Annotated in this window: 14 protein-coding genes; 4 read left to right on the forward strand and 10 right to left on the reverse strand. The window is 64.6% G+C overall.

Annotation, left to right across the window (positions count from 1 at the left end; translation table 11 throughout):
* The first annotated feature begins 84 nt into the window (after window positions 1-84).
* Window positions 85-1,374, forward strand: a complete 1,290-nt coding sequence (locus tag HX613_RS12930; RefSeq protein ID WP_235345701.1) for an MFS transporter — start codon at window positions 85-87, stop codon at window positions 1,372-1,374.
* 234 nt (window positions 1,375-1,608) lie between these two features.
* On the opposite strand, the gene HX613_RS12935 is transcribed toward HX613_RS12930, so the two are convergent.
* Both HX613_RS12935 and HX613_RS12940 read right to left on the reverse strand, forming a co-directional pair.
* Window positions 1,609-2,268: a response regulator gene (locus HX613_RS12935; RefSeq protein ID WP_235345702.1), complete on the reverse strand. Its 660-nt coding sequence runs from the start codon at window positions 2,266-2,268 to the stop codon at window positions 1,609-1,611.
* A complete protein-coding gene (locus tag HX613_RS12940; protein WP_235345703.1) occupies window positions 2,265-4,118 on the reverse strand; it encodes a sensor histidine kinase in 1,854 nt (617 codons plus the stop codon). Before HX613_RS12940 ends, HX613_RS12935 begins: the two co-directional genes overlap by 4 nt.
* Before the next feature lie 142 nt (window positions 4,119-4,260).
* Here HX613_RS12940 and HX613_RS12945 point away from each other — a divergent pair, with 142 nt between their 5' ends.
* Window positions 4,261-5,760, forward strand: coding sequence for a CitMHS family transporter (locus HX613_RS12945; protein ID WP_235345704.1), 1,500 nt, complete (start codon window positions 4,261-4,263; stop codon window positions 5,758-5,760).
* A gap of 13 nt (window positions 5,761-5,773) precedes the next feature.
* The gene (locus HX613_RS12950; RefSeq protein WP_235345705.1) at window positions 5,774-6,235 is read left to right on the forward strand and encodes a universal stress protein; all 462 of its coding nucleotides are present in this window, start codon (window positions 5,774-5,776) and stop codon (window positions 6,233-6,235) included.
* A gap of 9 nt (window positions 6,236-6,244) precedes the next feature.
* On the opposite strand, the gene HX613_RS12955 is transcribed toward HX613_RS12950, so the two are convergent.
* The 4 genes from HX613_RS12955 to aceB form a co-directional block, all read right to left on the reverse strand.
* Window positions 6,245-7,630, reverse strand: coding sequence for a heterodisulfide reductase-related iron-sulfur binding cluster (locus tag HX613_RS12955; RefSeq protein ID WP_235345706.1), 1,386 nt, complete (start codon window positions 7,628-7,630; stop codon window positions 6,245-6,247).
* A gap of 107 nt (window positions 7,631-7,737) precedes the next feature.
* The gene (locus tag HX613_RS12960) at window positions 7,738-8,958 is read right to left on the reverse strand and encodes an FAD-binding oxidoreductase (RefSeq protein ID WP_328284962.1); all 1,221 of its coding nucleotides are present in this window, start codon (window positions 8,956-8,958) and stop codon (window positions 7,738-7,740) included.
* Window positions 8,886-10,346: an FAD-linked oxidase C-terminal domain-containing protein gene (locus HX613_RS12965; protein WP_235345708.1), complete on the reverse strand. Its 1,461-nt coding sequence runs from the start codon at window positions 10,344-10,346 to the stop codon at window positions 8,886-8,888. The genes HX613_RS12960 and HX613_RS12965 overlap by 73 nt, the downstream gene beginning before the upstream one ends.
* Window positions 10,347-10,491: 145 nt before the next feature.
* The gene (gene aceB / locus HX613_RS12970; RefSeq protein WP_235345709.1) at window positions 10,492-12,096 is read right to left on the reverse strand and encodes a malate synthase A; all 1,605 of its coding nucleotides are present in this window, start codon (window positions 12,094-12,096) and stop codon (window positions 10,492-10,494) included.
* Between the two features lie 317 nt (window positions 12,097-12,413).
* Here aceB and HX613_RS12975 point away from each other — a divergent pair, with 317 nt between their 5' ends.
* Window positions 12,414-14,264, forward strand: coding sequence for an L-lactate permease (locus HX613_RS12975; RefSeq protein ID WP_235345710.1), 1,851 nt, complete (start codon window positions 12,414-12,416; stop codon window positions 14,262-14,264).
* 157 nt (window positions 14,265-14,421) lie between these two features.
* Here the strand turns inward: HX613_RS12975 and HX613_RS12980 are convergent, their stop codons facing one another.
* The 4 genes from HX613_RS12980 to HX613_RS12995 form a co-directional block, all read right to left on the reverse strand.
* Complete coding sequence (locus HX613_RS12980; protein WP_235345817.1) at window positions 14,422-16,068, reverse strand: ribonuclease J; 1,647 nt, start codon at window positions 16,066-16,068, stop codon at window positions 14,422-14,424.
* 34 nt (window positions 16,069-16,102) lie between these two features.
* On the reverse strand, window positions 16,103-17,026 hold the full coding sequence (gene dapA, locus HX613_RS12985; protein ID WP_198398283.1) for a 4-hydroxy-tetrahydrodipicolinate synthase: 924 nt from the start codon (window positions 17,024-17,026) through the stop codon (window positions 16,103-16,105).
* A gap of 166 nt (window positions 17,027-17,192) precedes the next feature.
* Complete coding sequence (locus tag HX613_RS12990; protein WP_235345711.1) at window positions 17,193-17,954, reverse strand: TetR/AcrR family transcriptional regulator; 762 nt, start codon at window positions 17,952-17,954, stop codon at window positions 17,193-17,195.
* Window positions 17,955-17,985: 31 nt separating this feature from the next.
* Entirely contained in the window at window positions 17,986-19,983 is a 1,998-nt protein-coding gene (locus HX613_RS12995; protein ID WP_235345712.1) for an NADH:flavin oxidoreductase, read from the reverse strand.
* Window positions 19,984-20,098 lie beyond the last annotated feature (115 nt).

Raw genomic sequence — 20,098 nt, forward strand, 5'->3', positions numbered from 1 at the left:
GACAGACTTGCGATTGAGAGATCTCAATCACTCCTGATCTGCTCTCCCCCATCAGATCACGACACCCCGACTCAAGGACGAGCCATGGTCACATCCGGCACCGCACGCTCGGGACGCTCACCCCTGTGGACCCATCGCGACTTCATGAAACTGTGGGCGGGCGACACCGTCTCGGTGTTCGGTTCTCAGCTCGTCTTCTTCGCACTACCCCTCATCGCCGTCAGTCTCTTAGACGCGAACGCCTTCCAGATGGGGCTTCTCGCGACGCTGGAATCGGCAGCTTTCCTCCTCATCAGTCTGCCTGCGGGTGCTTGGATCGATCGGCTGCCGAAGAAGATCGTCATCGTCTCCGGCGACATCGTGCGCGCTGCCATCCTGCTGACGATCCCGCTGGCCTGGGCGCTCGGCGCTCTGAGCATGTTCCAGCTCTATCTGGTGGCAGCAGGAGTCGGGATCGTCACCGTCTTCTTCGACATCGCCAATCAGTCGTATCTGCCCGAACTCGTCGATGGCGCATCCATCGGAGACGGCAACGGCAAGCTTCAGGCCAGTCAGCAGACAGCGGGAGTCGTCGGACCGACCTTGACCTCAGGACTCGTCGCCGCCATCGGAGCCCCACTGACAGTGGGCCTGACCAGTGTCTGCATGGGCCTGTCGAGTCTCTTCGTCAGCAGAATCCGCCACCATGAAGCACCGCCGGAACCGGCGACCCGCACCGGCTTCATCTCCGAGATCCGTGAAGGACTCGGCTTCGTGCTCGGGCACAACCTGCTGCGCCGGATCACCGCCTGTACGGGCCTCACGAACTTCGCATCCTCGGGCATCTTCGCCCTTCTGGTGCTGTTCGTGCTGACGACACTGGGACTGAGCCAAGTTCAGCTCGGTATCATCATGTCGGCCAGTGCGATCGGGGGAATCCTCGGTGCCCTCAGTGCCGCCTCGGTGCAGGCACGACTCGGTGAGGGAACGAGCATCTCGGTGTCCGCAATGCTCGGTGGGTTGAGCTTCTTCGGGATGCCTTTGGCCACGTTTCTGCCGGCCTTCCCGACGATGCTCGCAGCCAGTCTTGTCACCGGCTGGGCGGTCGTCGTCTACAACGTCGCCCAGGTCAGCTTCCGCCAGCGCCTGTGCCCGAAGCCGCTGTTGGGACGCATGAACGCTTCGATTCGGTTCCTCGTCTGGGGGCCGATGCCGCTGGGTTCATTGCTCGCCGGGATCCTCGGTGACAGGCTCGGCGTGTCCACGACGATGTGGATCCTCGCGGCCTGTTCGCTTGCCGCGTCGATTTCCGTGCTCGCCTCCCCGCTCCTGCGGATGCGGACTCTGCCGCGCGAGCTGGACCTGCTTGGTGCCGCCGGGGACGACCGGGAATAGCCCAACCAACTTGAATGGTTCGTGATTCCAGAATCCGTTGCGAAACGTGACGACGTCTGACCTGAGTTCGAGCGTGCTGTATGCCGGCACCTCGGTCATCGAGACACCGAGCAACTTTCCTCTCCCGAAATACCGGACACCGACGCCGATCCGGATCCTGATCCTGATTCTGTCGTTCATACTCACACTTTCCTCGGTGGAACGGTCGGGCGTGCGATCGGGACCGCTGACCCCTCAGCCCACACCGTAGAGGTGTTCGGGCCTGCCGGTGCTTCCGTATTGGAGTGAGACGGTGACTGCTCGGGACTCGGCCAGCTTGGCCAGGTGGCGCTGGGCTGTCGCGCGGGAGGTGCCCACGACGTCAGAGACCTCCATCGCCGTCAGCGAACGATCCGCGCCTTCGAGCGCCTCGAGGATCCGACCGCTGGTCGACGACCCCGATCCGCGGGCCGGTGCACTCCCCGGCGAGGAGACGTCATGCAGACTGCGCAGCTGACGTTCGAGCTCCGGCTGGCTGACCTTCTCGCGGTCCCAATAGCGCCGGAAGCGGGCATAGCGCCTGAGGAAGTCCTGCAGTTCCTCGGCAGCGAAGGGTTTGATGATATAGGTCATCGCTCCCGCCCGCAGGGCCGAGCGCACCACGTCGGGATCGGCCACGGCCGAGAGCACGATGGCATCGACATCGGTCTCACGGATGAGTTCGACACCGTTGCCTTCGGGCAGGACGTAGTCGGCCAACAGCAGGTCCACATCTTCCTCGGCGATGATCGTGCGCGCGGAACGCAGATCTCTGACCGGTTCCAGGGCGTGGAATCCGGCAACCTCGTTGATGTACCGGCAGTGGATCTGTCCCACATAGAAGTCGTCGTCGAGAACCAGAACGTTGACCATCATCTCTCCTTGTCGTCCGCGGAACTCTCGTCCGCGGAACTCTCGTCCGTGGAAGTCTCGTGGGCAGGAATGTCGTCTTCGTGATTGCCACCTATGGAGACGTCGTCATCCGCATCTTCACTGAGCACATCGGGCAAGCCCATGGCGAAGCCGGCACCGCCGAGGTCCGGATCGTGACCGCTGAGCAGCCACACTCTGCCGTGGTGTCTCCGAGCGGTCCTTCGGCACAGCGCCAGACCGATGCCGTGGCCATGTTCTGGGTCGAGACCGTCGGCGCTGCTGATCCCCTCGTCGAAGATGGACTCCGCATCATCGTCATCGACTCCCCCACCGGAGTCGGTGACGACGGCATGCAGCTCCGGACCCGAGCCGAGCAGCGTCACCTCGACTCTGCCGAACACCTCGTCGGTTCGAGATGCACCGTCAGCACCGCTGCCGCTTGCATTCGTCACCACCGCTCGCACCGCATTGTCGATGAGATTGCCGAGGATGAGCGTGACGTCCTCGGGCTCCTTCACCCGCCCCAGCACCAAGGAATCCGGGGTGACGGCAAGGGTCACACCCGCCTCGGCGGCGGTGGTCCCCTTCGCCTCGAGCAGCGCACGAAGGTACGGGTCGGTGATCACCTCGATGCCTTCGACGGGGGTCGCGATCGGTCCGGTCCGCAGGATCGTGGCGAGGTAGTTCCGTGCCTCATCGGTGGCACCTGTGTCGACGAGGCCGAGGACAGTGTGCAGCCGGTTGGCGAACTCGTGGCGCTGAGTGCGCAGGGCCCGGGCCATCGATGTCACCGATTCGAGCTGACGGGCCATCGTGAGCACCTGGGTCTCATCGCGCAGGGTGACGACCCCGCCGACCGAGACCCCATCACGGCTCACCCGGACAGCCGTGGCCAACAGGATCCGATCGCCGACGGTGACTCGCCGACGCAGAGCACCGTGATCGGGTGCCTCGAGCATCATGCTCCTGATCACCTCAGGCACGTCCGCCTGCGAGGCGCTCGCCGGTCCGCCCGTGACCGAGGCCGTGGAGTCCTCGCCTGTGTCGACATCGTCCTCGTCGGCATCGACATGGGCGATCCCGAGCAGCTCTTCGGCCGTCGCATTGCTCAGGGTCGGCTCTCCGGATGAGCTGAAGGCCAGGACACCGTCGTCGAGGCCGCGCAGCACTGCGCCCTGATCACGTGCCATCTCCGCGAGTTCTTCGGGACCCACGCCCAGAGTCTCGCGGCGCAGCCTGCGTCCCAGAGCCAGCGAGGCGATCACGCCGATGACCAGGGCGAGGACGGTGACAGAGCCGAGAACGAGGAATTCTCGTCGCAGGTCGGCATCGAGCACCGAGGCGTGAATGCCCACGGAGACCTCCCCGACGACACTCTCGTCATCGGAGGAGGAATAGATCGGCACCTTGGCGCGCACCGTCTCACCGAGGGTGCCTCGCTCATGCGTGACGGACTCCCTGCCCGCCAGCGCTTCATCCGGGGAGGTCGACACCCGTTTGCCGATGTTGTCCCGGTCCGGGTGGGTCAGTCGGATGCCCCGGTCATCGGTGATGACCGCAAACACGATGCCCGAGGAGTCACGCAGGTCATCGGTGATCTCGAGCAGCGGAGTGGTGATCGCCTCCTCGGCTTCCCCCGCAGGCTGTGCCGAGGCCTGGGTCGAACCCTTCCTCACCTCGGGATCGATCGCCAGCGTCCGTGCCGTCGCCAGTGCCTTGGTCTCGGTAACCTCGGTGACCGAGCGCGCACCCATCCACGCGAAGACTCCGGTCACCAGCGCCAGCGTCACCACAATGACCGCGAGCTGGCTGAGCAGCACACGGCGTGAGAAGGATCGGGTGGGACGTCGCACCGACCCACACTAACCACGCATGAGCGAAATGCGCAAAAGGTGCCAAAAAGGCAGAACGTGTTCAGTGCACACAAACGCGCGCCGCGACAGAACGCGATCTAGGGTGTATCGGGCATCACATCCGCCTTCGAAGGAGAAGTTCGTGCTCGTAGTTCTCGGTTTCGCAATGATCATCGTCTTCATGACGCTGATCATGACGAAACGACTCTCACCGATCCTGGCGCTGATCATCGTCCCGACCGTGTTCGGGCTGTTCACGGGCGCAGGCTTGGGAATCGGCGAAATGGTCATGGACGCCATCGCAGACATGTCCTCGACGGCAGCGCTGCTGCTCTTCGCCATCATCTACTTCGGCATCATGATCGACGTCGGACTCTTCGACAAACTCGTCGAGTTCATCCTCAGGGTCGCAGGCCACGATCCCGTCAAAGTCGTCATGGGCACCGCCCTGCTGACCGGGGCGGTCTCCCTCGACGGTGACGGGTCGACGACGTTCATCGTCGTCACCGCCGCAATGCTGCCGATCTACCAGCGCCTGGAGATGTCGCCAGTGGTACTGACCTGTGTCGCGGGTCTGATCAACGGCACACTCAACATCGTCCCCTGGGGCGGTCCGACGGCACGCGCCTCCTCGGCCCTGCAGATCGATGCCAACGAGATCTTCGCTCCGATGGTCCCGGCTCTCGCTGCGGGCCTGCTGATGTGCTTCGTCTTCGCCTACTTCCTCGGCATCTCCGAACGACGCCGCCTTGCCAAGAACGGTGTGGCCTGGGTCGATGAGTCCCGTTCGGGATCGAAGCGCTCCGAGCTCGTCGGTGCCGTGGCCCGCTCGAGCACGGGTTCAGCCTCGGGTTCAGATTCTGGTCCCAGCACCGGGTCGACGTCGGGATCCGATCACGACGCAGCAGCCTCGGCGGGATCATCGCCCGCGGAGACCGCGGGTGCCGATGACGGCTCGGAAGCCAGTTCCGGCTCCGGTTCCGCTCTGACCGACACCGCACTCGACCCCAACCGAGCGACGCTGCGTCCCAAGCTCTTCTGGTTCAACCTGACGCTGACCGTGGCCGTGATGGTCATGCTCATCGCCGACCTGCTGCCCCTGCCCTACCTGTTCATGATCGCCATGGTCATCGCCCTCATGGTCAACTTCCCGAATATCAAGGCACAGCAGGAAGAGCTGGCTTCGCATGCCTCGGCGATCATCGCCGTGGTCGCCATGGTCATGGCCGCCGGCGTGCTCACCGGCATCATGAGCGGAACCGGCATGGTCGACGCCATGGCCGAGTGGCTCGTCGATGTCATTCCGACATCCATGGGCCCCTACATGGCCGTCATCACCGGACTGCTCTCGATCCCGATGACGTTCTTCATGAGCAATGACGCTTTCTACTTCGGCATCCTTCCCGTGTTGGCCGAGACCGCCGGTCACTTCGGCATCTCCGCGGCCGATATGGCCAGAGCCTCCATCACGGGCCAGCCGGTGCACATGCAGTCACCGCTGGTGCCCGCGATCCTGCTCCTCGTCTCACTCTCGGGAGTCGAACTCGGAGACCACCACAAGAAGGTCCTGTGGCGCGCCCTCATCGTGTCCCTGGTGATGCTGACCGTCGGCGTCCTCATCGGCGTCATCGCAATCGGATAGGAATACGACCGACATGACTGATTTCTACTCAGCCCCTCGTCACCGCTTCCCGGCGCCCTCGTTGCGGGCAGCGGCCTCAGCCGGCATCGACGATGCCCAGGCCACGGTCATCCTGGCCTACCGGTCGGACTCCTCCACGGCACTCATCGAGCAGGCGATCGCCGGCGCACGGCGAGAGGATGCGGCTGTACGCGCCGTCCACTTCGAATCGGATACGACGACAGCTCCGTCGACCGGTGCCCTGTCTCAGACGAAGGAGCTGGCCGATCGGCTCGCCGAGGCGGACCTCGAGTTCGAGATCCAACGCGCCGATTCCGATGTGGCCTCCCAGATCATCGACCTCGCCGAGGCGTGGCAGGCGAAGCTCATCGTGTTGCCCTCCAAGCGCCGCTCCCCCGTGGTCAAGCTGCTTCTGGGTTCGAGCACTCAGAGGGTGATCCTCGAGGCCGAGTGCCCGGTGCTCATCGTCAAGTAGAGCCGTGCCTCACCGTGCCAACAGGTCCCCTGCCCCTGCACCCGTGAGTGAGGCGTCGAGGAGTTCGATCGTGTGTGCCGTCGGCAGTGTGGCCTCTCCCTGTCGGCGAAGCGCGTCGGTGACCTGCAGCAGACAGCCGGGATTGCCGGTGACGACGAGATCGGCTCCGGTGGCGGCGATATTCGTGGCCTTCTTGTCTCCCAGTTCGCGGGCCGCCTCTGGGCGCACCAGGTTGTAGATTCCGGCCGAGCCGCAGCAGGTGTCGGCATCCTTGATCGCAGCCAGCTCGACCCCGGGGATCTGACCCAGCAGCTCACGTGGAGGGTTGCGCACACCTTGGGCATGGGAGAGGTGGCAGGCATCGTGGTAGGCCACACGCAGCCCACCGCGGGCCACCGGGTGCCGTGGGGCGCTGGGTCCGAGTTCGACGAGGATCTCGGTCACGTCCCTGACCTTGTCCGCCAGCTCCTTCGCGCGCTGAGCGTAGGCGGGATCATCGGCGAGGATGTCGGCGTACTCCTTCATCGTCGATCCGCAGCCTGCGGAGTTGACGACCAGATAGTCCACGTCCGCCGAGGTGAATGTGTCCACGATTCTGCGTGCGAAGTCCTCGCCCTCTTCGCTGCGCCCGGCGTGGACGGACAGGGCACCGCAGCAGCCCTGTGACTGGGGCACCACGACCTCGCAGCCTTCCATGTTGAGAACACGCACCGTTGCGGCGTTGACCTGGGGGTAGAAGGTTCGCTGCACACATCCCAGCAGCATCCCCACTCGCGACCGGACAGGCAGGCTTTCGCCCTCGGCCGTGCGTGGCGGGTTCGACGCTGGAATGGTGACCGTCTTGGTCACCGGTGGTGCGATGGCCTCCATCGTGGCCAGAGTCGGTGAGAGCTTCTCGAGGATCTTGGACCTGCGGATGACCGATGACAGTCCCGTCCGCTGGTAGAGCTTGAGAGGTGCCAACATGGTCCTCAGACGATCGGGGTACGGGAACAGCTGGAAGATTGCCTCCCGCAGCGCCACCTCGCCGCGACTGCGATGCTGCTTGCCGTTGCGTTCGACCTGTCCGCGGGTGGCTTCGATGAGCTTGTCGTACTGGACTCCGGACGGGCAGGCGCTGACGCAGGCCATGCATCCCAGGCAGGCATCGAAGTGCTCAACCATGGACGCACTCATCGGCCCCTCCTCCAGGCCCTTCTCCATGAGGTAGATGCGTCCGCGCGGTGAGTCCTCCTCATTTCCCCACAGCTGGTAGGTCGGGCAGGCGGGAAGGCAGAAGCCGCAGTGGACGCAGTCGGCGATGAGACTCGGGTCCGGCGGGTTGAAGACGTCGAAGGCCGAGTGGTCCATGGTCGGCGGAGCCATCTCCATCGTTGCCTGACCCCCGGTCGCCATCGTGGCCTCCAACCCCGTCGGTCCAGAAACCTGGCCCGGAACACCACCGCCCTGGCTTGGCGCTCCGCCGCCTTGGCAGCCTCCTGCGCCACCGCAATCGCATGACATCACAGTCCTCCTATTCCACGTCCGGGTGAGAGCAGACCGTTCGGATCGAACTGGTCCTTGATGGTGGCCATGAGCGCGAACCCGGGGATCTCGCCCCAGGCGTCGATCTCGTTCCACACTGCGGGCGGTGCGCACAGCAGCGTCGCGATCAGCTGCCTGCGATCCCAGGTCCGCAGGTGCTCGAGGACCACCCGTGTTGCGATCGCAGGGTCCATGTCGGGTGCGCCGACGCCGAGGTCGAATACTCCCATGGCGCTGCCGCGCAGCTGGATCGGGTAGCCGATGGCGTCTTCGAGTCGGGCGATCTGAGCCACCAGCTCCGGCACCAGCGCCGGTGAGACCGAGGCCCGTATCGTCACGGGGGCCTGAGCCCGCCGTGCCCACCAGCTCGGCTCGATACCCGCCTTCGCACCAGGGTAGGCTGCGATGATCTGCCGGGTTCGGGACTCGACCGACTCCGGGAGTCCCTCGACCATGACGACGGTCGTGGACTCTGCACCCGGCGACCGGTCGATTTCGACTGCCGCCGGCGCGATCTGGGAGCCGAGGACTCCCAGCGCAGCCTCGGCGCCGGGAATCTCGACGTAGCCCTGGGTTTCCGGCTTCGGGTACAGCCGGATCGCTGCGCTGGCGATGATCCCCAGCGTGCCCCAGGACCCGGTCATGAGCTTTGACAGGTCGTAGCCGGCCACGTTCTTCACAACCTTGCCACCGGCCTTCGCGATGGTGCCGTCGGCGAGGACGACGGTGACGCCGAGGACGACCTCACGCAGCGGCAGACGGCCGATTCGCCGTGGCCCCACGGCTCTGGTTGCGATGGCGCCTCCCAGCGTCGACCCGGAGTCGACCCGGTCCGCAGGAAAGTCCGAGAGGAGTTCCTGGGCACCGGTTTCGGCGACGTCCTTGAGAGCAGCGATCGTCGCACCTGCCTCGGCGACGAGAATGAGGTCCCCAGGAGAATGTTCGATCACCCGGTTGAGTCCGCTCATGTCGATGAGGAGACCAGGTGTCTCACCCGGCGGGTGATCATCGAGGGCCGTCCCGCCGCCGTAGACGGCGACGCTGTGTCCGTCCCGGTGTGCATTCGACATGATCTCGGAGAGCTCCTCGACGCTCTCGGGTCGAGCGAATCTGGGAAGTTCCTCGGTCAAAACAGCTCCGCCTTTCCTGCTGCCTGGAGGGGATGTTCCCCCGATGTTCGCCGAGGTGGTTCCCCGCACAGTCGTGGTGTCGGGAAGACCTTTCCCGGGTTCGACAGATAGTCCGGGTCGAAGGCGCAGCGCAGGATCTGCATCGTGTCCAGATCCTCATTCGTGAACATGCGCGGCATGAACTTGGCCTTGTCGGATCCGACCCCGTGTTCGCCTGTGATCGAACCGCCTTCACTCAGGCACAGGTCGAGGATCCGACCCGAGGCGGTCTCGGCCAACTCGGTCTGGCCCTCGATGCTGCCGTCGAAGAGGACGAGCGGATGCAGGTTGCCGTCGCCAGCGTGGAAGACGTTGGCGACGCGCACGCCGCATTCCTCCGCGATCGTCGAGATCGACGCCAGCACGGGCCCGAGCCGCGACCGTGGGATGACTCCGTCCTGGACGATGTAGTCGGGGCTGATCCGACCGACGGCGGCGAAGGCCGATTTCCGGCCCTTCCAGATCAGACCGCGTTCGACATCGTCGACGGCGACGCGAACCTCACCGGCACCGTGGTCCTTCGCCCTGGCGATGACCGTCTCCCGCTCGAGATCGACGTCGATGGCCGGTCCGTCGAGTTCGACGACGAGGACGGCACCTGCACCGTCTGGATAGTTGCAGGCCACGGCCTTCTCTGCGGCCTCGATGGCCAACGCATCCATCATCTCGATGGCGGCGGGCATGATCCCCGCGGAGATGATGTCGCTGACCGCCTCTCCTGCTGCATCGGTGGACTCGAACCCGATGAGCAGCGTCTCCACGGCTTCGGGCAGCCGGGTCAGACGCACGGTCACCTCGGTGACGATCCCCAGCGTCCCCTCTGATCCGCAGAGCACGCCGAGGAGGTCGAAGCCGGGGTATTCGGGGGCCTGTCCTCCGATTTCGACGACGTCGCCCTGGGCGGTGACGAGGGTGAGGCCGGTGACGTGGTTGGTGGTGAAACCGTATTTGAGGCAGTGGGCGCCGCCGGAGTTCTCTGCGACGTTGCCTCCGATCGAGCACACGCTCTGGCTCGAGGGATCCGGGGCGAAGTAGTATCCGTGCGGGTTGGCCTCATTGGAGAGGTTGAGGTTGATGACGCCTGGCTGCACGATCGCGCGCTGGGCGGCAGGGTCGATGTCGAGGATGTCCCTCATCGTCGACATGACGATGAGCACGCCTTCTGCGTGCGGCTGGGCCCCACCGGAGAGCCCGGTGCCCGAACCGCGGGCGACGAAGGGGACGCCGAACTCGTGGCAGGCACGCACGGTCAGGGCCACCTCGGCGGTGGAGGTGACGCGGATGACCAGCGCTGGGACGGTCCTGTGCACGGCCAGACCGTCGCACTCGTAGGTCTTGCGCTCGTTCTCGTCGGTGACGATCGCCCCTGGTGGCAAATGTGGTTCGATCCGTGTGAGGACCGATTCGATTCTGCTCATGTCCACTTCCGCCTCCTTGCGTCGGTGATGTCGAGCTTAGCGAAGAACGCCGCCGAAAATGTGCTCCGCGGCACATTTTCGACGGCGTTCTTACGTGGTGAGACTCCTGACCCGCGCAGACTCAGGGCCTGCACGGACCTGCCTGTCAGGGCATACGTGCGTAGGCCGGCAACGTCAGGAAGTCGACGTACTCGTCTGCGACGGCCACGGACAGGAATGTGTCGGTGGCATCCTTCCAGTCCGACTCCTGACCTGGCAGTTTCGCGACCTCTTCGGTCACGACCTGGCGCACGAAGTCGGCTGTGACGGTGACTCCGGTGTCGAGTTCGACTCCGGCGTCCATCCACTGCCAGACCTGGGACCTGGAGATCTCAGCGGTCGCGGCATCTTCCATGAGTCCGTTGATGGCGACGGCGCCGTTTCCTTCCAACCAGGCGCGCAGGTACTGGATGCCGACGGAGACGTTGGTCCGCAGACCCTGCTCCGTCATCGATCCTGGGGTCGACTTGACGTCGAGGAGCTCGGCTGCGGACACGGAGACGTCATCGCGCTTGTTCTCGATCTGGTTGGCGTTGGCACCCAGCGTCTCGGTGAAGACCTCCTTGCACAGTGCGACCATGCCGGGGTGGGCCACCCAGGAGCCGTCGAAGCCCTTGCCGGCCTCACGGGACTTGTCCTCGCGGACCTTGTTGAATGCGGCCTCGTTCGCCTCCGGGTCCTTCGCCGGCACGAAGGCGCTCATGCCGCCGATGGCGTGCGCGCCGCGCTTGTGGCAGGTGTGCACGAGGAGCTCGGTGTAGGCGCGCATGAACGGCACCGTCATCGTCACGTCAGAACGGTCGGGCAGCAGGAAGTCAGCACCGCGGGCGCGGAAGTTCTTGATCACGGAGAAGATGTAGTCCCAGCGGCCGGCGTTGAGACCTGAGGAGTGCTCGCGCAGTTCGTAGAGGATCTCTTCCATCTCGAAGGCCGCGGGGTAGGTCTCGATGAGCACGGTGGCGCGGATGGTCCCACGGTCCAGACCGAAGGAGTCCTCTGCGTGGTCGAATACCTGGTTCCACAGACGAGCTTCGAGATGGGATTCCATCTTCGGGAGGTAGAAGTACGGGCCCTTGCCCTTCTCGATCTGGAGCTGTCCGGCGGTGGCGAAGTAGAGCGCGAAGTCGACGAGCGAGCCGGATGTCTCCTCGCCGTCGACGAGGATGTGCTTCTCCGGCATGTGCCAGCCGCGGGGACGGACGACGATGGTCGGCAGCTCCTCGTCGGGGGCCAGGGTGTAGCTCTTGCCCTCGGGCGAGGTGAAGTCGATCTCGCGGTTGAGTGCGTCGAGCAGGTTGAGCTGTCCGCCGATGACCGAATCCCACTGTGGGGTGTTCGCATCCTCCTGGTCAGCCAGCCACACCTTGGCTCCGGAGTTCAGGGCGTTGATCGTCATCTTCTTGTACGTCGGTCCGGTCATCTCCACGCGCCGGTCCTCGAGACCTGGTGCCGGTGGTGCGACCTGCCAGCTGGGATCGTTGCGGATCTCGGCGGTCTCGGGGAGGAAGTCGAGGTCAGCGCCGGCGGCAATCTGAGCCTGGCGCTCCTTGCGAGCCTCCAAGCGTTCGAGGCGGGCGCCGTTGAACTTCCGGTTCAGCTCGACGATGAGCTCGAGGGCCTTGGGGGTGAGTACCTTCTCTGCCCCGTCCGGCAGTTCGCCGGTGATCTCCATGCCTTCTGGAATGTCCAGATTCTCGATATGAGCAGTCATCGGTGGTTCTCCTTAGTCGGCACTTTCACTAGTGCATCGCTTATCGCTGGCAACGGGGTTTAGCCTGCGAAACTTTTCACATCGTGAAATTTATTGTTCACACAACGAAAAGAATAGGAGGTGATGCACATCTCGTCAAACGCTTCCCTCGAGGTGAGACAGACGAATCCCTTGACGGTACAACACACCACCAGGCACGATGAACGCAGGTACTTCGTTTGCAGAGTCGGCACCATATCGTCTGCTGGTCAACCGATCAGAGGCACCGGGTCGGGCTCCTCGACCAAGCGGCAACGACGCCGCGGATCGGATTCACGATGGACAACCTCGCTGTCGCAGCGCTTCTGGCGCTCGCCCCCATCCTCCTGGCAGGAATCCTGCTCATCGGATTTCGCTGGCCCGCGAAGTATGCGATGCCTATCGGGCTGGTCGCCGCCGCACTCGTCGCGAACTTCGCGTGGCAGATCGACTGGGTGACGATCAGCGCTTCGGTGGTCCAAGGACTGTTCACCGCCATCGGGCTGCTGTGGATCGTCTTCGGTGCCCTCCTGCTGCTGGCCACCGTCACGCGCTCGGGCGCGATCCAGACGATCCGCGCCGGCTTCGTCTCGATCTCTCCCGACCGACGCGTCCAGGTCATCATCATCGCCTGGCTCTTCGGTTCCTTCATCGAAGGCGCGGCAGGGTTCGGCACTCCCGCCGCGGTGGTTGCACCGCTGCTGCTCGCCCTCGGCTTCCCAGCCATCGCCGCGGTTCTCGCCGGTCTCATCATCCAGTCCACACCGGTGAGCTTCGGCGCTGTGGGAACACCCATGGTCGTCGGAATCGGCACCGGGCTGTCGAAGGAAGACGGCAGCATGTCTGCCGATGTTGCCGCGAGAGCCTCCGAACTCGGTCTCAGCCAGTCGGAATTCATCGCCCACACGGCCACCCAGGTCGCTCTCATGCACGCCGTCTGCGGAATTCTCATCCCGCTGCTGCTGTCCTGCATGCTCACAGGCTTCTTCGGTCGCACCAGGCGCTTCGCCGACGGCCTGGCGATCGCTCCGTTCGCCATCTTCTCGGCCCTGGCCATGATCGTGCCCTACCTCCTGGTGGCAAATCTGCTCGGTCCCGAATTCCCCTCGCTCATCGGCGGTCTCGTCGGATTGGCGATCGTCGTCACCGCCAGCAAGGCCGGTTTCCTCATGCCGAAGAAGACCTGGGACTTCGCCCCACGCGAGATGTGGCCCAAGCACTGGATGGGCACCGTGGACCCGGCCGATGAGGCGGCGGAGCTGACGAAGAAGATGTCGATGATCCGAGCATGGTCGCCCTATCTCATCGTGGTCGCGCTCCTGCTCTTCACTCGCAATGTGCCTCCGGTCAAGGAATTCCTCACCGGGCCCGCCGTCATCAAGATCAAGGAGATCTTCGGCACCGCAATCAGTTCGGATATGGACTTTCTGTGGTCCCCGGGCTTCATCTTCGTCATCGCCTGCCTGTGCACCTACCTGATTCACCGGATGAGCGGTTCGCAGATCGCCGGTTCGTGGAAGATCGCAGGTTCGCAGATCGCCGGTGCCGCAGTGGCGCTGCTGTGCTCACTTCCCTTGGTGCGTGTGTTCATCAACTCCGGCAGCGACTACAATGCCTCCGGCCTGGACTCGATGCCGGTCACCCTGGCTGAGGCGGCCGCGAGCACGGTGGGCAGCGGCTGGCCGCTGTTGGCCCCCTTCGTCGGAGCCCTGGGCGCATTCGTCGCCGGTTCGAACACGGTCTCGAACATCATGTTCTCGCAGTTCCAGTTCTCCACCGGAACGGCGATCGGGGCGGCCAGTCCCGAAACGGTCGTTGCCGCCCAGGCCGTGGGCGGTGCGGCAGGAAATATGGTCGCCGTCCACAATGTCGTGGCCGCCTCTGCCACGGTCGGTCTCATCGGACGCGAGGGCGAACTCATCAGACGCACCTCCATCCCGATGCTCGTCTATTCACTCACCGCCGGTGCCTTGGCATTCATCGGCATCAATGGACTCGGGTTCAATGCCGGAACCGTGGTCTTCGGAGCAGTGCTCGTGGGCCTGATCGCGGCCGTCCTCCTCGTCCGGAGATCGCCGGGCAAGGAGCTCGTGGCGCCGAGCCGCGACAGCGAGAAGCCGACGCCGAAGGCCCAGTCCTCTGAGTCCTGAGGTGTCGGCACGCCGCCATTTCACCGCATCGGCACCCTGAACCTGCAAAAGCTCCCCACATGTGGGGAGCTTTTGCAGGTTCAGGTATCTGAAGAAGACTCGACAGTCGCCGAGGCGGTGCGCGGCGGTCGGTCTGTGGGGGCTTTGTCGAACGAACTCAGACGATGACGACCATGGGGACGATCATCGGCTTGCGACGCAGCTTCGAGGACGCCCAGCGTCCCACAGTGCGGCGCACGACCTGCTGCAGCTGGTACTGGTCGGTGTTGCCGTCCTTGAGCGCATCCTCGACGGCCTTCGTGACCTTCGGCATGATCGAGTCGAAGACAGAATCGGACTCGGCTACACCGCGGGCGTGGATCTCGGGGCCGGCGATGAGGGACTTGGACTGGCTGTTGATGGCCATGAAGATCGTGACGAAGCCTTCGCCGGAGAGCACGAGACGGTCCTTGAGGTCCGCCTCGGTGATCTCACCGACCGAGGAGCCGTCGACGAAGACGAAGTTGCAGTCGACTGCACCCACAACCTCGGCGTGGCCGTCCTTGAGGTCGACCACCCAGCCGTCGTCGGCGAGGACGATGTTGTCCGGGTTCACTCCGGTCGCCTCGGCGTGCCTGGCGTTGGCCAGCATGTGTCGCCATTCGCCGTGAACGGGCATGACGCCGCGGGGCTGGACGATGTTGTAGCAGTAGAGCAGCTCGCCCCCGGAGGCGTGTCCGGACACGTGAATCTTGGCGTCGGCCTTGGAGATGACGTTGGCACCCAGCTTCATCAGTCCGTTGATGACCTTGAACACGGAGTTCTCATTGCCGGGGATGAGCGAGGAGGCGAGGATGACGGTGTCGCCGTCGCCCACCTCGACGCGGTGGCTGCGGTTGGCCATGCGCGACAGGGCAGCCATCGGCTCACCCTGGGAACCGGTGCACATGAGCACGACCTGATCATCGGGCAGCTTGTCGACCTCTTTGATGTCGATGAGCGCACCCTTGGGCACCTCGAGGTACCCGAGATCCTCGGCGATCTTCATGTTGCGCACCATCGAGCGGCCGACGAGTGCGACCTTGCGGCCGTGTGCGTCTGCGGCGTTGAGCACCTGCTGGACGCGGTGGATGTGCGAAGAGAAGGAGGCGACGATGATCCGGCGCTCGGCGTGGCCGAAGAGGTTCTCGAGAACCGGCCCGATGTCCTTCTCCAGAGCGGTGAATCCAGGGACCTCGGCGTTCGTCGAGTCCGTCATGAACAGGTCGACGCCTTCCTCGCCGAGGCGGGCGAAGGCGCGCAGGTCCGTGATCCGGCCATCGAGCGGGAGCTGGTCCATCTTGAAGTCGCCGGTGTGGAGGATGTTGCCCGCGCCGGTGCGGATGAAGACTGCGAGAGCATCGGGAATCGAGTGGTTGACGGCGACGAACTCGAGGTCGAAGGGGCCGAGCTGATCGAGGTCGTTCTCCTTGACCACGCGGGTGATCGGCTTGATCCGGTGTTCCTTGAGCTTGGCCTCGATGAGAGCGATCGTCAGGTTCGAACCGAGGATCGGGATATCGGCCTTGCGACGCAGCAGGTAGGGCACGGCTCCGATGTGGTCTTCGTGGCCGTGGGTGAGCACGAGGCCGACGATGTCGTCGAGGCGATCGTCGAGGTAGGCGAAGTCGGGAAGGATGAGGTCGACGCCTGGCTGGTCCTCTTCCGGGAAGAGGACGCCGCAGTCGACGATGAGCAGCTTGCCGTGGTACTCGAACACGGTCATGTTGCGGCCGACTTCGCCGAGGCCGCCGAGCGCCACGATGCGGACGGCTTCCGGGTCCATCTTCGGCGGAAGCTTCAGTTCTTGAGTCAATGCATTATTCACTGAGGTAACCACTCCTGGTCAATTGGGCGGTCACGAGGGCCATCTGCTCATCATCTGCTGGGAGCAGCGGCATTCGCGTACCGCGGTTGTCAAGTATTCCTTGGGCCTGTAGTGCGGCCTTGGCCGAGATGACTCCCGGCATGTGGTTCATGAGCGCGTCGACCATGTCTGCCGTTTCATGGGCAATCGCGCGAGCGGTGGTGAGGTCGTTGTTCGCCACGGCGTCGACCATGTCGGCGAACCGCGGTGTGCAGACATGGCCCGCCACGGAGACGACACCGAGGGCACCCAGAGCCAGCAGCGGAAGGTTGAGCGCGTCCTCACCCGAGTAGTAGACGAGGGAGCTGCGGTTCATCACCTGCGCCGAGGCGAAGAGGTCGCCCTTGGCGTCCTTGACCGCGAGGATGTTGGGGTGATCGGCCAACTCGAGGAGAGTCTCCGTCCGAATCGGCACTCCCGATCGTCCCGGGATGTCGTAGAGCATGACGGGAAGGTCGGTGGAGTCGGCGGCTGCGCGCATGTGGGCGGCAATGGCCGGCTGTGTCGGCTTCGAATAGTAGGGCGTGACGATGAGGATTCCATCCGCACCGGCCTCGGCCGAGCGCTTGGACAGATCGATGGTGTGCGAGGTGACGTTGTTGCCAGTACCCGCAATGATCTTCGCCCGGTTGCCGATGACACCGCGGACGACCTTGAGCAGTTCGATCTTCTCGTCATCGGTCGTCGTCGGTGATTCGCCGGTGGTACCGGACACCACGAGCATGTTGTTGCCGAGGTCGACAAGGTGGTTCGCAACCTTCTCCACGGCAGGATAATCAATGGTTCCGTCGTCCTTGAACGGCGTCACCATCGCCGTGCCGACCGTACCGAACGCATCAATTGCAGCGGCTGCTGCGCTGTCACCGAGAATCGCCATACGAAAAGGATACCGCGCACAGCTCATGACTGCGGCAGTGGCCTTGCGCGCGCCACCAGTGCATTTCCTCATCGCCTGCTGTCACCCGTGGCCGCATGCCGCTCATCGGCGGTGTGCGAGACAGTCAGCTTGGGCCACTCATGGCGGTGAGGCCACGAGAGACAGATCACACCGACCGGGTTCTGACCCTTGCACCTGCTGCGGCGTTGCCAGTGGTGGCTGCGGCGCTGCCAGTGGTGGCTGCGGCGCTGCCAGTGGTGGCTGCGGCGCTGCCGGCGGTCGCAGCGCCGGCGTCACCGTCACCGGCTGCGACCGTGTCGTCGATGCCCAGCAGCCGTCCGGCAGTGAGTTCGAGGGATGCCGCGATCCGATCGGACGTCGCGGCACTGCGACCAGCGGCCACGCCGACATCGTAGCCGTCGATGACCGCGATGAGTGTGTCGACGATGAGATCCACATCGGCGTGCGGCCGGAAGCTCCCGTCGTCGGTGCCGATGGCGATCAGTCCCCGGAAGTGGGCACTCCATGTGTCGAAGATCGCGTCGACCGAGTCTCGCAGGTACTCGTTGCGGGGCGAGGCGGCGACGAGTTCGATCCACACCCGCGAGCGCCGCTGCAGGTCACCGATCCTCGGGACGGCGCGCAGACTCGACTGCAGCCTTTCCCACGCTGTCCCCTGCTCCTGCGTGAGGCCCACGATGGCGTCGACGACTGTGCTGCTGTGGGTCGAGAATGCGTGGTCGAGCAGGGACTCCCGGGACCCGAAGTAGTACTGCAGAGTACCCACGGACAGCTCCGCCGCCTCGGCGATGTCCTTCATCCGCACGGCTTCCGGACCGTGCTGGGCAATCTGGTCAAGGGCAGATTCGACGATGGCGCTGCGCCTGGATGCGACCTCGACAGCGGAGTGCTGAGGACGCGGGCTCACCGGAATGCCGTTCTCACGATGCTCCCGATGCTCACGAGACGGCCGCCAAACTGCTCGCGGCCTGCAGCCCTTCGAAGACCGCTTCCTCCACCGTCCGCGGCGCCACGGCATCCCCGATGGTGCGAACGCTCGCGGACCCGAAATCGAGATCTGGGATCACGGACTGCGGTGCGCCGGAGACGATGGTGGCTGCCACGCCGTCGACCTCGTGGACGACCTCGCACAGCGTCGACTGCAGGTAGCCGGTCGACGCATCGACTCCGACGAGGCGGGCGTCGTTGAGGAAGTCGACTCCCTCCCGCAGAGCCTGGGACATGAGCAGTGTGCGTGTGTACTGCTGGATTGCGGCTCCGGCGAAGTTCGCCGCGGTCGCCAGTGTCACCGGTACGCGGGCCTGGGCCAGACGCAGGGCGATGCCCAGACCGATCCAGTCGCCCTTCCAGTCGGTCACGAGCACACGGCCTGAAGGCAGACTCGGCTGGGTGCTCAGATAGTCGCGGGCACCGACGACGAAAGCCTCATCGTCGACCTCAAGTCGTGGCATACGCGCCTTGGCCCCCGTCGCGACGATCACGTGATCGGGGGCAACCTCGGCGAGAATCTGCTGGGTCACCGGCGTCGACGTTCGAATGTCGACTCCCGCGCGTCGTGCCTCGGCGCTCAGGTTCGTCGCCGCTCCCCCGAATTCGGACCGGTAGGGCAGCTCCTGTGCCAGCAGCACGGCCCCGCCGAGGTGGGGCTCGCGTTCGCAGAGGACGACGTCATCTCCCTGTTCCGCCGCCACCGCTGCCGCCTTGAGTCCGGCGGGGCCTCCCCCGATGACGAGCACTCGACGTCGGGTTCTCACCCTAGGCCGAGGCAGGAACGTCAGCTCCCGACCCGATTCGGGGTATTGGATGCAGGAGATGGGCACGCCCATCTGGAAGTGCCCGATGCAGGCCTGGTTGCAGCCGATGCAGGCTCGGATCTCGTCCACGGCGTCGTGCTGGGCCTTGTTGGCGATCGCCGGGTCGCAGATCATCGCCCGGGTCATGATCGCCATGTCGGTGCGGCCGTCGGCGATGGCCTTCTCTGCTTCGTGGGGCTGGTTGATCCGGCCGGCGACCATGACCGGTCGGTCGGTGATCTTCTTGACCTGTTCGGACAGGCTCGCGGCATAGGCCGGGTCGATCTGCATCGAGGGGACGATGTGCACCGCTCCCTGCAGGGTCGAGGAGTCTCCGGCGGTGATCGAGAAGTAGTCAAGGCAGTCCATCTGCTCACCGGACCCATTCGCGACCTTCATCGCGTCGAGGTGGCCGATGAGGTCGAGCACCTCGGTGGCGACCAGGCCGTCCTCGGTTTTCTCCTCTCCCGAGATCCTCAGGCCCACCACGACGTCTGGGCCCACTGCTTCGCGAACCCCGGCGACCACCTCGGCGAGGAAACGACGACGATTGGCCGGGCTGCCGCCGTATTCATCGGTGCGCGTGTTCACTCGCGGGTTGAAGAACTGAATGGGCAGGTACCCATGGCTGGCCACGATCTCGACGCCGTCGATGCCGGAGTCGGCGATGCGCTTCGCGGCGCTGGCATACCCGGCGATGATGTCCTTGATCGCGGAGGTGCTCAACGTCTCGGGGACGACCTTGAATCTCTCCTGTGGTTCGTCGCTGGGAGCCACGGCGCGAGGTGCCATGCCGCGCTCGCCGTCCATGACCTCACGGCCGGGGTGGAAGAGCTGGGCGAAGATGGCGGCACCGTGTCGGTGGACCGCCTCGGCGACGGCCCGGTATCCGGGCACCGAGGAATCGTCGGTGGCCATGAGCACATGGTTCGTGTAACGGGCGGTCTCGTGGACGCCTGAGACCTGGAGGACGATGAGACCGCAGCCGCCCCTGGATCGCTCTTCGTGATAGGCGACAAGATCGTCGCCGATCATCCCGTGGTCATCGAGTACGGTGTCGTGGCCGGAGGACACGATGCGGTTGCGAATGGTCTTCGCGCCCAGCGTGATGGGTTCGAAGAGGTGAGGGAACAGTGAAGACATGATCGTCCTTGATGCATGCGGGGTAGGTCCTGACACGTAATTCATATCACGGTATTAATAACGATGGAAGGCCCAAGTGCTCGGTTCAGAACACCCAAGTGCTCGGTTCAGAACA

Origin of the sequence: Brevibacterium sp. UCMA 11754 (genome assembly GCF_021532275.1) — a bacterium.
In the GTDB taxonomy this organism is placed as follows: domain Bacteria; phylum Actinomycetota; class Actinomycetes; order Actinomycetales; family Brevibacteriaceae; genus Brevibacterium.

Excerpts from the sequence above, each read along its gene's own strand:
- HX613_RS12930 (WP_235345701.1), top strand. The coding sequence starts at position 85 with ATGGTCACATCCGGCACCGCACGCTCGGGACGCTCACCCCTGTGGACC.
- HX613_RS12935 (WP_235345702.1), bottom strand. The coding sequence starts at position 2,268 with ATGATGGTCAACGTTCTGGTTCTCGACGACGACTTCTATGTGGGACAG.
- HX613_RS12950 (WP_235345705.1), top strand. The coding sequence starts at position 5,774 with ATGACTGATTTCTACTCAGCCCCTCGTCACCGCTTCCCGGCGCCCTCG.
- HX613_RS12955 (WP_235345706.1), bottom strand. The coding sequence starts at position 7,630 with ATGGCGACCGGGGGTCAGGCAACGATGGAGATGGCTCCGCCGACCATG.
- HX613_RS12965 (WP_235345708.1), bottom strand. The coding sequence starts at position 10,346 with ATGAGCAGAATCGAATCGGTCCTCACACGGATCGAACCACATTTGCCA.
- aceB (WP_235345709.1), bottom strand. The coding sequence starts at position 12,096 with ATGACTGCTCATATCGAGAATCTGGACATTCCAGAAGGCATGGAGATC.
- HX613_RS12975 (WP_235345710.1), top strand. The coding sequence starts at position 12,414 with ATGGACAACCTCGCTGTCGCAGCGCTTCTGGCGCTCGCCCCCATCCTC.
- HX613_RS12980 (WP_235345817.1), bottom strand. The coding sequence starts at position 16,068 with ATGGACCCGGAAGCCGTCCGCATCGTGGCGCTCGGCGGCCTCGGCGAA.
- dapA (WP_198398283.1), bottom strand. The coding sequence starts at position 17,026 with ATGGCGATTCTCGGTGACAGCGCAGCAGCCGCTGCAATTGATGCGTTC.
- HX613_RS12995 (WP_235345712.1), bottom strand. The coding sequence starts at position 19,983 with ATGTCTTCACTGTTCCCTCACCTCTTCGAACCCATCACGCTGGGCGCG.